Origin of the sequence: Streptacidiphilus sp. P02-A3a (genome assembly GCF_014084105.1) — a bacterium.
Lineage (GTDB): Bacteria > Actinomycetota > Actinomycetes > Streptomycetales > Streptomycetaceae > Streptacidiphilus.
Window position 1 is genome coordinate 3,458,546 of sequence record NZ_CP048289.1, and the last position, 12,745, is coordinate 3,471,290.

Annotated in this window: 10 protein-coding genes and 1 riboswitch; of the genes, 4 read left to right on the forward strand and 6 right to left on the reverse strand. The window is 73.8% G+C overall.

Annotated features, from left to right (window positions below):
* Positions 1 to 108: 108 nt before the first annotated feature.
* Positions 109 to 879, forward strand: a complete 771-nt coding sequence (locus tag GXP74_RS15705) for an HAD family phosphatase (protein ID WP_182456474.1) — start codon at positions 109 to 111, stop codon at positions 877 to 879.
* On the forward strand, positions 876 to 3,233 hold the full coding sequence (locus tag GXP74_RS15710) for a glycoside hydrolase family 65 protein (protein ID WP_182452095.1): 2,358 nt from the start codon (positions 876 to 878) through the stop codon (positions 3,231 to 3,233). Before GXP74_RS15705 ends, GXP74_RS15710 begins: the two co-directional genes overlap by 4 nt.
* Positions 3,234 to 3,250: 17 nt before the next feature.
* On the opposite strand, the gene GXP74_RS15715 is transcribed toward GXP74_RS15710, so the two are convergent.
* From GXP74_RS15715 to GXP74_RS15735, 5 genes are all read right to left on the reverse strand, one after another.
* Positions 3,251 to 5,515, reverse strand: coding sequence for a SpoIIE family protein phosphatase (locus GXP74_RS15715; protein ID WP_225447967.1), 2,265 nt, complete (start codon positions 5,513 to 5,515; stop codon positions 3,251 to 3,253).
* 199 nt (positions 5,516 to 5,714) lie between these two features.
* A complete protein-coding gene (locus GXP74_RS15720) occupies positions 5,715 to 6,182 on the reverse strand; it encodes a hypothetical protein (protein ID WP_182452096.1) in 468 nt (155 codons plus the stop codon).
* A gap of 52 nt (positions 6,183 to 6,234) precedes the next feature.
* Entirely contained in the window at positions 6,235 to 6,930 is a 696-nt protein-coding gene (locus GXP74_RS15725) for a glycerophosphodiester phosphodiesterase (RefSeq protein ID WP_182452097.1), read from the reverse strand.
* A 1-nt stretch (position 6,931) separates the two neighbouring features.
* Positions 6,932 to 7,744, reverse strand: a complete 813-nt coding sequence (locus GXP74_RS15730; protein ID WP_182452098.1) for an SAM-dependent methyltransferase — start codon at positions 7,742 to 7,744, stop codon at positions 6,932 to 6,934.
* Positions 7,741 to 9,063: an ATP-binding SpoIIE family protein phosphatase gene (locus GXP74_RS15735; protein ID WP_182452099.1), complete on the reverse strand. Its 1,323-nt coding sequence runs from the start codon at positions 9,061 to 9,063 to the stop codon at positions 7,741 to 7,743. The genes GXP74_RS15730 and GXP74_RS15735 overlap by 4 nt, the downstream gene beginning before the upstream one ends.
* Positions 9,064 to 9,297: 234 nt before the next feature.
* Between GXP74_RS15735 and GXP74_RS15740 the strand changes: the two genes are divergently transcribed.
* Positions 9,298 to 10,965 (forward strand): APC family permease, encoded by a 1,668-nt coding sequence (locus GXP74_RS15740; RefSeq protein WP_182452100.1) that lies wholly within the window; start codon positions 9,298 to 9,300, stop codon positions 10,963 to 10,965.
* 121 nt (positions 10,966 to 11,086) lie between these two features.
* On the opposite strand, the gene GXP74_RS15745 is transcribed toward GXP74_RS15740, so the two are convergent.
* Positions 11,087 to 11,836 (reverse strand): GNAT family N-acetyltransferase, encoded by a 750-nt coding sequence (locus tag GXP74_RS15745; RefSeq protein ID WP_182452101.1) that lies wholly within the window; start codon positions 11,834 to 11,836, stop codon positions 11,087 to 11,089.
* 455 nt (positions 11,837 to 12,291) lie between these two features.
* Positions 12,292 to 12,402: riboswitch (SAM riboswitch) on the forward strand.
* A 35-nt stretch (positions 12,403 to 12,437) separates the two neighbouring features.
* Between GXP74_RS15745 and GXP74_RS42110 the strand changes: the two genes are divergently transcribed.
* Positions 12,438 to 12,566 carry a putative leader peptide gene (locus GXP74_RS42110; RefSeq protein WP_370468427.1) on the forward strand — a complete coding sequence of 43 codons (129 nt, stop codon included), beginning with the start codon at positions 12,438 to 12,440 and terminating at the stop codon, positions 12,564 to 12,566.
* The last annotated feature ends 179 nt before the right edge of the window (positions 12,567 to 12,745 follow it).

Here is a 12,745-nt window from a genome sequence, read left to right on the forward strand (position 1 = left end):
AGTTCGGATGAACGTGACGCCGGTACCGGGTATCCGCACCCGTTTCCGGGGAATGCGCGCACCATGACGACGCGGACCGGAACGACGCGGACCACGACAGCGCGGACCATCACGCCGCTGGGCCTTCCCGAGGGCATCACGGCCTGCCTGTTCGACCTCGACGGCGTGCTCACCCGCACCGCCGTGGTGCACGCCGCCGCCTGGAAGGAGATGTTCGACGACTTCCTGCGGCGGCGCGACGGCGCGGACTTCCGCCCGTTCGACCCGGTGGCGGACTACGACGCCTACGTGGACGGCAGGCCGCGGGCCGAGGGCGTCCGCAGCTTCCTCGGCGCCAGGGGGATCGACCTGCCGGAGGGCACCCCGGACGACCCGCCGGAGCGGGACACCGTCAACGGTCTCGGCAACCGGAAGAACCTGCTGGTCCTGGCGAAGATCAAGAGCGAGGGGGTGGCCGCCTACCCCGGCTCGGTCCGCTACCTGGAGGCGGTCCGCGCGGCCGGGCTGCGCACCGCCGTGGTCTCCTCCAGCGCCAACTGCCATGACGTGCTGGTCTCGGCGGGCATCGAGAAGCTGCTGGAGGTCCGGGTGGACGCCCTGGTCGCCACCCGCCTCGGCCTGGCCGGGAAGCCCAGCCCGGACACCTTCCTCCAGGCCGCCCGGGAGCTGGAGGCCGACCCGGAGCAGGCGGCGGTGTTCGAGGACGCCCTGGTCGGCATGGACGCCGGACGCGCCGGGGCCTTCGGCTGGGTGGTCGGCGTGGACCGCGTCGGCCAGGCCGCCGAGCTGCGCACACACGGCGCCGACCGGGTGGTCACCGACCTGGCCGAGCTGCTGGACCACCCGCAGCCCGGACCGGACGAGCGGAGCGGCCGATGATCAGCCAGACCACCTTCACCGTCGAGCCCTGGGCGCTGCGCGAGACCGCGCTGCGACTGGCGGTGCTGCCGCAGAGCGAGTCGCTGTTCGCGCTGTCCAACGGCCACATCGGCTGGCGCGGCAACCTGGACGAGGGGGAGCCGAGCGGCCTGCCCGGCTCCTACCTCAACGGCGTCTACGAACTGCACCCGCTGCCCTACGCCGAGGCCGGATACGGCTACCCCGAGTCCGGGCAGACCCTGGTCAACGTCACCAACGGCAAGATCATCCGGCTGCTGGTCGACGACGAGCCGTTCGACCTGCGCTACGGCCGCCTGCACGCGCACGAGCGGGTGCTCGACCTGCGGGCCGGAGTCCTGCGCCGCAGCTGCGAGTGGACCTCCCCGGCGGGCCGGACGGTCCGGGTCCGCTCCACCCGGCTGGTCTCCTTCACCGAGCGGTCCATCGCCGGTGTCTGCTACGAGGTCGAGGCGGTGGACGCCGAGGTCCGGGTGGTGGTCCAGTCCGAGCTGGTGGCCGACGAGCACGTGGCGTACCAGTCGGACGACCCCCGGGTCGCGGCGGCCCTGGACAACTCGCTGACCCCGGAGGAGTCGCTGGCCACCGGCCTGCGACTGGCCCTGGCGCACACCACGGTCCGCAGCGGGCTGCGGATCGCCGCCGCCGCCGACCACGTGCTCGACGGCCCGAAGGGCACCACCCACAGCGCCGAGACCGGACCGGACGTCGCCCGGCTCACCGTCACGTCGGTGCTGCGCCCGGGCGAACGGCTGCGGCTGGAGAAGTTCGTCGCCTACGGCTGGTCGGCCGAACGCTCGCTGTCGGCCGTCCGGGACCAGGTCGCGGCGGCCCTCGCGGGCGCCCGCAGCACCGGTTGGCAGGGCCTGATCGACCAGCAGCGGGCCTACCTGGACGACTTCTGGGACCGTGCCGACGTGGAGGTCGACGGCGACGCGGAGATCCAGCAGGCGGTCCGGTTCGCGCTGTTCCACGTGCTCCAGGCGGGTGCCCGGGCCGAGGAGCGGGCGCTCGGCGCCAAGGGCCTGACCGGCTCCGGCTACGACGGCCACACCTTCTGGGACACCGAGACCTTCGTGCTGCCGGTGCTCACCTTCACCATGCCGGAGGCCGTGGTCCAGGCGCTGCGCTGGCGCCAGGCGATGCTCCCGGCGGCCCGGGCCCGGGCCCAGCAGCTGGGGCTGCGCGGGGCGACCTTCCCCTGGCGCACCATCAACGGCGAGGAGGCGTCCGGCTACTGGCCGGCCGGGACGGCCGCCTTCCACGTCAACGCCGACATCGCCAACGCGGTGGTGCGCTGCGTCACGGCTACCGGCGACACCGCCTTCGAGCGCGAGACCGCGGTGGAACTGCTGGTGGAGACGGCCCGGCTGTGGCGCTCGCTCGGCCACCACGACCACGCCGGGGCCTTCCACATCGACGGGGTCACCGGACCCGACGAGTACAGCGCCATCGCCGACGACAACGTCTACACCAACCTGATGGCCCAGGCGAACCTGCGGGCCGCCGCCGACGCCGCCGAACGCCACCCGGAGCAGGCGGCGGCGCTGGGCGTGGACGAGGAGGAGACCGCCGACTGGCGCGACGCCGCCGAGGCCGTGTCGCTGCCCTACAACCACGACCTCGGCGTGCACGAGCAGGCCGCCGGGTTCACCGGCCACCGGGTCTGGGACTTCGAGCACACCGACCCCGACCAGTACCCGCTGCTGCTGCACTTCCCCTACTTCGACCTGTACCGCAAACAGGTGGTCAAGCAGGCCGACCTGGTGCTCGCCATGTACCTGTGCGGGCACGCCTTCGACGCCGAGCAGAAGGCCCGCAACTTCGCCTACTACGAGGCGCTGACGGTCCGTGACTCCTCGCTGTCGGCCCAGTGCCAGGCCGTGATCGCGGCCGAGGTCGGCCATCTGGACCTGGCCTACGACTACCTCGGCGAGGCCGCGCTGATGGACCTCGACAACCTGGAGCACAACACCCGCGACGGCCTGCACCTGGCCGCGCTGGCCGGGACCTGGATCGGCCTGGTGATCGGCTTCGGCGGGCTGCGGCTGCACGACGCCAGGCTGTCGTTCACGCCGAGGCTGCCGCAGCGGCTGACCCGGATCGCCTTCCGGATCCAGTTCCAGGGGCGGCGGTTGCGGGTGGAGATCACCCCGGCGGGCGCGGTCTACACGCTCGCCGAGGGCGCGCCGCTGCAACTGCGGCACTGCGGCGAGGAGCTCACCCTGAGCCAGGGCGAGCCGCAGACCGGCGAACTGCCGAAGCCGACCGCGCTCGTCGAGCCCACCCAGCCGCGCGGCCGCCGCCCGGTAGCGCGCCGCCCGGGCCAGGGGTAGGGGGGCGGCCGGGGGCGCTACGCCTGGTCCCCGGCCGCCTCGTCCAGCTCGAACCAGATGCACTTGCCCTGGCCGCGCGGCTGCATCCCCCAGCGGTCCGCCAGCAGCTCCAGCAGGATCAGCCCGCGCCCGGAGGAGGCCATCTCGCCGGGGGTGCGCCGGTGCGGCTGCTCGTCGCTCTGGTCCGCGACCTCGACCCGCAGCCGCCGCTCGCCGGGCGTCCCGTGCAGCGCGGCCACCAGCGTCGCCTCCTGGTCGGTGTGCACCAGCACGTTCGCCAGCAGCTCCGAGGCCAGCAGCAGCGCCGCGTCCACGTGGTCCTCGACCGCCCAGTCGTGCAGGATCGCCCGCAGCTCCGCGCGGACCCCGGCGATCCGCTCCGGCTGGTCCTGGCCGACGGTCAGCACCAGCTGCCGGACCGGGGGCTCGGACTCCGGGCCGACCTGGTCGCGGCGCAGCAGCAGCAGCGCGATGTCGTCCTCGCGGCGGTCGGTGAGGTGGCCCGGGCCCTGGTGCGAGGCCGGGCCGTGCACCGCCCGGATCAGCGCGTCCGCCATCGCCTCCAGGTCGTCGGCCGGTCCCGGCGACATGGTGTCCCGGACCCGCGCCCAGCCGCTGTACATGTCGTGGCCACCGGTCTCGATCAGCCCGTCGGTGCACAGCAGCAGCACCTCGCCGACCCGCAGCTCCATGGTGGTCACCGGGTAGTCCTCGCCCTGCGGCAGCAGCCCCAGCGGCAGCCCGCCGTCCACGTGCCGGATCAGGCAGGTGCCGTCCGGCAGCCGCAGCACCGGGTGCGGGTGCCCGGCCCGGGCCACCGCCAGCGTCCCGGTGGCCGGGTCGGCCTCGATGTAGACGCAGGTGGCGAACCGGTCCGCGTCCAGGCCGGAGAGGAAGCGGGAGGTCCGGGCCAGCACCGCGTCCGGGTGGTGGCCCTCGGCCGCGTAGGCGTGCACCGCCGTGCGCAGCTGCGCCATCAGGCTGGCGGCGTGCACGTCGTGGCCCTCGACGTCGCCGATCACCACCGCGAACCGGCCCTCCGGCAGGTCGATCACGTCGTACCAGTCGCCGCCGACCATCAGCCCGCCGCCGGTGGGCACGTAGCGGCTGGCCACGGTCATGCCGCTGACCGCGGGCGACCCGGCGCCCATGCTGCGCCGCAGTCCCAGCGAGAGCGCCCGCTCGGACTCGTTGGTGTGCGCCCGTTCCAGCGCCTGCGCCAGCATCCGGGCGACGGTGGACAGCACCGCGCGCTCGTCCGAGGTGAACCGCACCGGCTCGCGGAAGGCCGCCAGCCAGGTCCCGGTGGTGCGTCCGGCGGAGACCAGCGGCAGGAAGGCCCAGGAGTTGCGGTCGAAGCCCTCGGCCAGCGGCCAGGTGGTGGGGTAGCGCCGCCGGTAGGCCTCGGGCGAGGACAGGTAGACCGGGCGCCCGGTGCGGGCCACCTCGGCGCCCGGGTAGTCGGCGTCCAGCGACATCCGGAACGGCGCCTCGTCGCGTGGCTCGTGGCCGTGCCGGCCGACCATGGTCAGCATCGCGCCCTCGATCCCGAAGACCGCCAGGGCGTCGGGGGAGAAGCCGGGCATGGACAGGGTGGAGACCACCCGCAGCACCTCGCTGGTGGTCCCGGCCTCGGCCAGCGCCATTCCGGCGTCCAGCAGGAAGGCCTCGCGGGAGCGCCGCATGTCGGCGGTGGGCACCGGCAGCAGCGGTGGGGACGACGCCAGCGGGGACCGGGCGGGGGAGCGGCGCGGCGGGGCGGGCGGCTGCGGGGAGCGGTTCAGGCCGTCGATCTGCCGCAGCTCGGCGGCCCGCGAGCGCGGGTCCCGGTCGGGGCCGTGGCCGGGCCGCGGTTCCGGGGCCGGTGGCGGCTCGGGGGCGTCGGCCCAGTCCTCCGGCCACTGGCCGGGCGCCGCCGTGCCCTGCACCGGGTAGCGCCCGGTCGGCTCGCCGGGGACCAGTTGCAGCAGCAGCACCCGGCGTACCTGCCCGGTCTCGCTCAGCACCCGCACCCGGACGTCGAAGCTGCGGTGCTCGCTGATGGCGAGCCGCGCGGTGGACCGCAGCCGGACGAAGTCCTCGCCGTGCAGCAGCGCCCGGACGTCCCGGCCGAGCAGTCGCGGCCGCGACTCGTCCGCGCCGAGCAGCCGCGCGCTGGTCCGGTCCAGCTCCAGCTCGGCGTGCGGCGCGTTCCAGCGCCAGACGCCGATCCCGGCGGGTCCGAGCACCTGCTCCGCACGCAGCGGCGCGCCGGTGTCGTCGCTGTCGGGTTGCTCGCCCATCCAGCCGCCCCTTCCGCGCTCCGGTGCGCGGTCCGGGTCGGCGGCCGACGGGAGCGCACACGTGAGGGATATGGGCCCACCGTATTACCCGTACCGTGCATATCGCCTCCGGGCGGGCCCCAGCGTGCCGCGTGCCGCCACGGTGACCGGCGCGGCGGCGGGCCCCGTCGGCCGCCCGACGTGATCCGAAAGACCGGCCCTAGTGGCCCAGGGTCGAGCCGGGGCGGACGATCATGATCACCGTCACCGCGACCCAGAGCAGGTTGAAGATGCCCGCGTACATCGCCAGCTGCTTGCTGTCCTTGACGGCGGTCTCGGTGGCGGTCGCGCCGTCCGCGGTCAGCAGCGCGGTCTGCTTGGGCAGCACCAGCGCGCCGAGGACCGCCGCCGCGACCACGGTGAGGATGATCGAGACCACCACCCAGGTCTGCCCGGTGACCTTCATCACCCCGGCGGCGGCGAAGCCGAACATCGGCACCGCTATCGCCACCAGCGCGTACACCTTGCAGATCCGGTTGAGCACGCCCAGCGTCGCCCGGGAGTCGCCGTCGCCCGCACCGGTCAGGGCGCGCCGGGCGACCGGCGGGAACATGCTGGCCGCCACGGCGACCGGACCGATCGCGACAATGGCCGCGACAATATGAAGGATCAAGAAGAGCTTCGTCACGGGGGCGAGTCTAGGCACGCTCCGTCGGCGGCCCGGCCAGGGGGTGCCCCCGCTACCGGACGGCCTCCGGGGTACGGGCGGCCAGGGTGCGGCGCAGCGTGCGCAGGTCGTTGCTGATGATCGCGTCCACCCCGGCGGCGGCCAGCGCGGCCATGGCCGGGGCGCGGTCGACGGTCCAGGTGGAGACCTTGAGCCCCTTGCGGTGCAGCCGGGCGATCCGGCCCGCGGTGAGCCAGCGGTGGTACTGGTTGAAGTAGTCCGGGCGGACCTGCCGGACCAGCTCCGGGCGCGGCGGCAGCGGGGACTCCCAGCTCATCGCGATCAGCGCGGCGGGTGCTTCGCGGCGGATCTCCGCCAGTGCCTGCCAGGCCCCGGTGAAGACCACCCGGTCCGGGCAGTCCAGGGCGCGGACCAGCGCCAGCGCGGCCCGGCCCTCGGCGGGCGCGGGCAGGTCCAGCATCAGCGGCACCCCGTGGTCCAGCGCCAGCTCCAGTGCCGCCCGCAGCCGCGGGATCCCGCCCCCGCTCAGCGCGGTGACCTCGGCGAAGGTCAGCGCGTCGATCCGGCGGTCGTGCCGCCACAGCCTGAGCAGGGTGGGGTCGTGCAGCAGCACCGGCACGCCGTCCCGGGTGAGCCGGACGTCCACCTCGACCCAGTCCGCCCCCTCCGTGATCGCCGAGGCCACGGAGGGGAGGGTGTTCTCGCGGTACCGCAGCGGATCGCCCCGGTGCGCGACGGCCAGGGTCACCCTAGGGCTTCCTGGCCACGGCGCAGGCGGTCGGCAGCGGGTCGGCCGGGACCGGCCCGTCCGCGGGGTCGGGCCGCCACTGCGAGCAGTAGACGACGCCCGGGTCGAGGATCTCGAAGCCGTCCAGCAGCCGGGTGACCTCCTCCGGGGAGCGCAGCTTCATCGGCGCGATGGTGCGCGAGTACTGGGCGGCGGCCGGTCCGACGCGCTTGGCCGCGGACGCCCGGTCGCAGGCGTGGGAGAGCACCAGGTAGCTGCCGGAGGGCATGGCGTCCCGGTAGGTGGCGACCAGCGCGGCGGCCTCCTCGTCGTCCGGCACGAAGTGCAGCACCGCGCTCATCAGCACCGCCATCGGCTCGCCGAGGCCGAGCAGCAGCAGCCGGTTGACCTCCGGGTCGTCCAGCACCGTGGCCGGTTCGCGCAGGTCGGCGAGGATGGCCATGGCGCGGTCGTTGCCGTTCAGGATCTCCCGGCTGTGGGCGACCGCCACCTGGTCGTTGTCGACGTAGACCACCCGCGAGGTCGGGTCGAAGGCCTGGGCGATCTCGTGCACGTTGCCGACCGTGGGGATGCCGGAACCGAGGTCGAGGAAGTTGCGGATCCCGCCCTCGACCAGGTGGCGCACGGCGCGCCGGAGGAAGGCGCGGTTGACCCGCATGATCTCGGGCAGCTCGGGCGCCATCTCGACCACCTGCCGGGCGGCTTCCCGGTCGACCGGGAAGTTGTGGTTGCCGCCGAGGTAGAAGTCGTAGATCCGGGCGATGCTGGGCCGCTCGGAGTCGACGTCCTCCGGTATCCACGTCTGCTCGGTCATGGTGTCCTTCCTGGGGTGCGCTGGGCGGGGGCGGTGCCCCGGGTGCTGGTGCTGCCGGTGCTGCCGGTCCCGGGGGCGGCCGTGCCGTCGGCGGGTCCGGCCGGTCCGCCGCTGGGTTCGAGCTCGAACCAGACGATCTTCCCGGTGTCGGTGCGGTTGGTGCCCCAGCGGTGCGACAGCGCGCTGATGATCGACAGTCCGCGCCCCTTCTCGCTGAGCTCCTGCGTGGTCCTGGGCAGCGGCAGGGTGTGGCAGTCGTCGTGGACTTCGCAGGTGAGCGTGTCGGTGTAGAGCAGCCGCAGCCCTATCGGCCGCGAGGCGAACCGGATGCTGTTCCCGACCAGTTCGCTGACCAGCAGCTCCGCCAGTGGCGCGAGGTGTCCGAGCTGCCAGCGGTCGAGCATGCCGCGGACCAGCCGCCGGGCCTGCCCGGGCGCCCGGGGCACCGGCTCCAGCGCCCAGTGGGCGACGTTGCCGTGCGGGATGCCGTCGAACCTGGCCATCAGCAGCGCCGCGTCGTCCGAGCGCGGGGCGGTGTCCAGGGCCGTGAGCACGCTGCCGCAGGCCTGTTCCAGCGGGACCCGGGCGATCGGCAGGGCGGCCCGCAGGATCTCCAGGCCGTCGCTGAAGTCCCGCTTGGACGTCTCCACCAGGCCGTCGGTGAACAGCACCAGCGTGTCGCCGTCCTCGATGTCGAACTCGACCGCGTCGAAGGCGTGCCCGCCGACGCCGATCGGCACGCCGGTGGGTATCTCCAGCTGCCGCGCGGGCTCGCCGGGGCGGGCCAGTACCGGCGGCAGGTGCCCGGCGTTGGCCAACGTGCAGCGCCGGGTGACCGGGTCGTAGACGGCGTACAGGCAGGTCGCCAGGTGGGTGTCGGAGAGTCGCCGCGCGGTGTCGTCCAGATGCCGCAGCAGCTCCTGCGGCGGCAGCCCGAGCACGGCGAGGGTCTGCACCGCCGTGCGCAGCTGGCCCATCATCGTCGCCGAGGCCACCCCGTGGCCCATCACGTCGCCGACGACCAGGCCTATTCGCTTGCCCGGCAGCACGATCGCGTCGAACCAGTCGCCGCCGACCTGGATCACGTCGTTGCTGGGCAGGTAGCGGTAGGCGAGCTCGACCCCGGGCAGCTTCGACGGCAGCCGCGGCAGCAGGCTGCGCTGTAGCGCGGCGGCCAGCTCCAGCACCGACTCGGCCTGCCGGGCGTCGTCCGGCTCGTCGGCGCGGGAATGACTGGCCGGCGGGTCGGTGGGGACCCCGGGCGCGGTGCGGCTGCGCGGGTGTCCGTTCGGATCCGTGTGCGGGAACAGCTCTAGCATTGCCGGAACTCCTCCCAGCAGAGTCCTGAACAGCGGGCCGGTCCAAGGTCCGTATAGAACACTCTACTGATGTCGGCAGGGATCACGGGAAGTCGGGGGATGAAAGTGTTCTGTACATGACTCTGCGTTGACCGGAAGTAACGCTTCCGCTGGGTCGCGGAAGCCTGGCGGACGGTGACCGGGTGGTTCGGGGGCGGATGAGTGCGACGGCGTCCGGCTGGGTAGCGGGTGAACATGACAAATCAGCTCGGGGGTCCGCACGGGGGACCGGCGGACGAGTCGCAGGAGGGCGGATTCCGCCGTCACCTCGGTTTCTGGCAGCTGACCGGGATCGCCTTCGGCGGGGTGATCGGCTCGGGCTGGCTGCTGAGCCCGATGCACGCCGCGGCCGCGGCCGGTCCGGCCTCGCTGCTCACCTGGGTCGTCGGCGGCTCGGCCCTGGTCCTGATCGCGCTGGTGATGGTGGAGTTGGGCGCGACCATGCCGGTCGCGGGCGGGCTGGTGCGCTGGCCGCTGCACTCCTCCGGACGGCTGGTGGCCACCCTGGTCGGCACCGGCATCTGGATCGCCTACGCGACCAACCCGCCCAGCGAGTCCGCGGCGATGCTCCAGTACATGAGCAAGTACGTTCCCGGCCTGTTCAGCGGCGGTCGGCTGACCGCCACCGGGGTGCTGCTCGGCCTGGCGTTCATGGCCGTGTTCGTCGCCCTCAACTGGTTCGGGGTCAGACTGTTCGCCCACGTCAACCTGGCGGTCACCATCGCCAAGTTCGCGGTGCCGACGCTCACCGTGGTGCTGCTGCTGGCCACCGGCTTCCACGGGCACAACCTCAGCGGCACCGGGCACGGCGGGGTGGCCCCGTACGGCTGGTCCGCGCCGCTGTCCGCGATCGCCACCGCCGGGGTGATCTACGCGTACACCGGCTTCCAGGGCCCGATCGACCTCGCCGCCGAGGCCCGCAACCCGCGCCGGGACATCCCGCGGGCGGTGCTCACCGCGCTGCTGCTGTCGATGGCGGTCTACCTGGCCCTGCAGCTCGCCTTCCTGGGCGCCGTTCCGGGCAAGGACCTGGTCAACGGCTGGCACGGGATCGACTTCAACTCGCCGTTCGCGCAACTCGCCACCTCGCTCAACCTGACCTGGCTGAGCTGGGTGCTCTACGCCGACGCCATCGCCTCACCGGCCGGATCGGCCATGGTGTTCACCGCCGAGACCAGCCGCGAGGTCTACGGCCTGGGCCGGAACCGGCTGCTGCCAGGGGTGTTCGCCACCGTCCACCCGGGCACCGGGGTGCCGCGCCGGGCGCTGCTGCTCAACTACCTGGTCGGCGTGGCCTTCCTGCTGCCGTTCGGCAACTGGCAGTCGATCGTCGCCGCCACCAGCGTGCTCGGCCTGTTCGCCTACTCGGTGAGCCTGGTCGCCGAGGCCGCCATCCGCCGGAAGGACCCCGGACGGATGGCGAACTGGGTGCGCGGCACCCGGGCGATCGCGCCGGTCGGCTTCGTCATCGCCACCCTGATCTTCTACTGGGCGGGCTGGCACAACCTGCGGATCGCCCTGCCGCTGCTGCTGCTCTCGGTGCTGCTCTACGCCTACCAGCAGCTCCGCTACGACCGGGACCGCCGGGACCTGGTCAACGGGGCCTGGCTGGTGGCCTACCTGCTGGCGCTGCTGGTGCTCTCGGCGCTGGGCAGCTTCGGCGGACACCGGGTGCTGACCGCGCCGTGGGACTCGGTGGTGGTCGCGCTGGTCGGCGTCGGCGGCTACCTGCTCGGCCTGCGCGGCGCGGCCCGCCACCTGGCCGTCCATCCGCTGCCGGACCCGACCGGAGCGGACCCGGTCGAACCCGGGCCCGTCGCGCCCGGGCTGCCGGAGGGCGGCCCGGCACCCGAGACCGCCTGACCCCGCCGTGCCCGCCGCTGTCCGCACAGCGACGGGCACGGCGCCTCCGGGCTCCGGGCTCGGGCTCCGGGCATCCGGCTCCGGCCTCGGGCTCCGGGCGTCGGGCCTCCGGGCCTCGGGCTCAGCTGGGCCAGTTCTCCGGGATCCGCACGCCCAGGAACTCGACCTCGCGGCGCAGCCGGAAGCCCAGCGTCTGGTACAACCGGATGGCGTTGGTGTTGCTCGCCGCCGCGTGCAGGAACGGGGTCTCCCCGCGCTCCCGGATGCCCGCCGCCACGGCCCGCACCAGCCGCCCGGCCAGGCCCTGTCCGCGCTGGTCGGAGGCGGTGCAGACGGCGCTGATCTCGGTCCAGCCCGGCGGGTGCAGCCGCTCCCCGGCCATCGCCACCAGCCTGCCCTCGCGGCGGATGCCCAGGTAGTTGCCCATCTCGATGGTGCGCGGCAGGAACGGGCCCGGCTTGGCGTGGGCGACCAGCGCCAGCATCTCCGGCACGTCCTCGGGCCCGAGCCGGATCGCCTCGCCGTCCGGCGCGGCGTCCACCCCGTCGTCCACCAGCTGCACCCCGGGGATGCCGGTGACCAGCTCCCAGCCGTCCGGCGGCGAGGCGTGCACGCCCGCCAGCGGCAGCAGCGCGCCCGGGCCGAGCAGGGCGGCGGCGTCCCGCCAGGTGGACTCGTCGGGCCGGTCCGGCAGCGCGACGAAGGGCGAGACGTCCGCCGGATAGCGCAGTACCTCGCCGCGCCGCTCGGCGAGGTGCGCGTGCGGGCCGAGCAGTGCGGCGCGGGCCGGGTTGTCCAGTGGATGCGGGCCGGCGGGCGCGGCCTCGGTCACTGGACCGTCGTCCGGGGCGAACAGCTGTGACTGGGACATCAGGATCGTTCCCTTCCTGTTCCTTGAACTCGTGGGTACGCGTGGGTGCATGGTGCGGACTCGGTGGGGACTTGCGGGATGGCTCGCTGGTCGGCGCGGGTCCGCCGACGGGCCCGGACAGGCTCGGGCGGGCAGCGGCGGCGGGGCGGGTCCCCGCGGGACCGGTTACCTCGCGGACCGCGGTGGCGGCCGGGGCGGTCGGCCGGGCTGTCAGGCCCGACAGCGACAGCCGGGAGCGGTGTCGGGCGAGGCCGGGCGACACGCCGCGCACGACAGCGCCGGACAACCAACGGTTGTCCGGTCTGACGGCAGTTGCTGTGATCGCATCCTCGGCCCGTTCTGACTACCACTGCGGCGGAGGCAACAGTACAACCCGGATCCTGCCTGGTCGCATGCACTGTCCAGCACCTGAGAGGGGATTGCCTCGGCGCCGGGGAGCGGTTAACGTGAGCCCTGGTTACGAGCGTCAGCATCGAGCCCTGGCTAGCTGACCGGCAACCCTCGTCCGCGGTGGGGTGCTCCAGGTGACGACCCGACAGGGCGAGACCGTCCTGTAAGCGCGAGCGGCCCCGAGGGTCCCGGCAACTGCGAGGTGAGCGACATGCGGGCACGACACACCGGCGGCACGCCGCGCCCTGGCGGCTCCTTCCAGCTCAGCGTGGCGCGGCGGCACGTCGACCTGCTCCGCGTGAGCAGTGCCCTGTGTCCTAGGACAACCCCGGTCCGCTGACCGTACTCGCGCCCTTCCGGCGCTGAGCCACCGCACTCCCTCGCGCCACCCGTGGCGCTGATCCCGCGATCCACCGCTGTCGGCGCACCCGCCGACGCGCGGTGCGCGTCCCCTCTTCCCCCACGCGGCCGAACGGTGCCCGGATCCGGCATCGCGTGCCGTGCTGCGCCGTGCCGCCG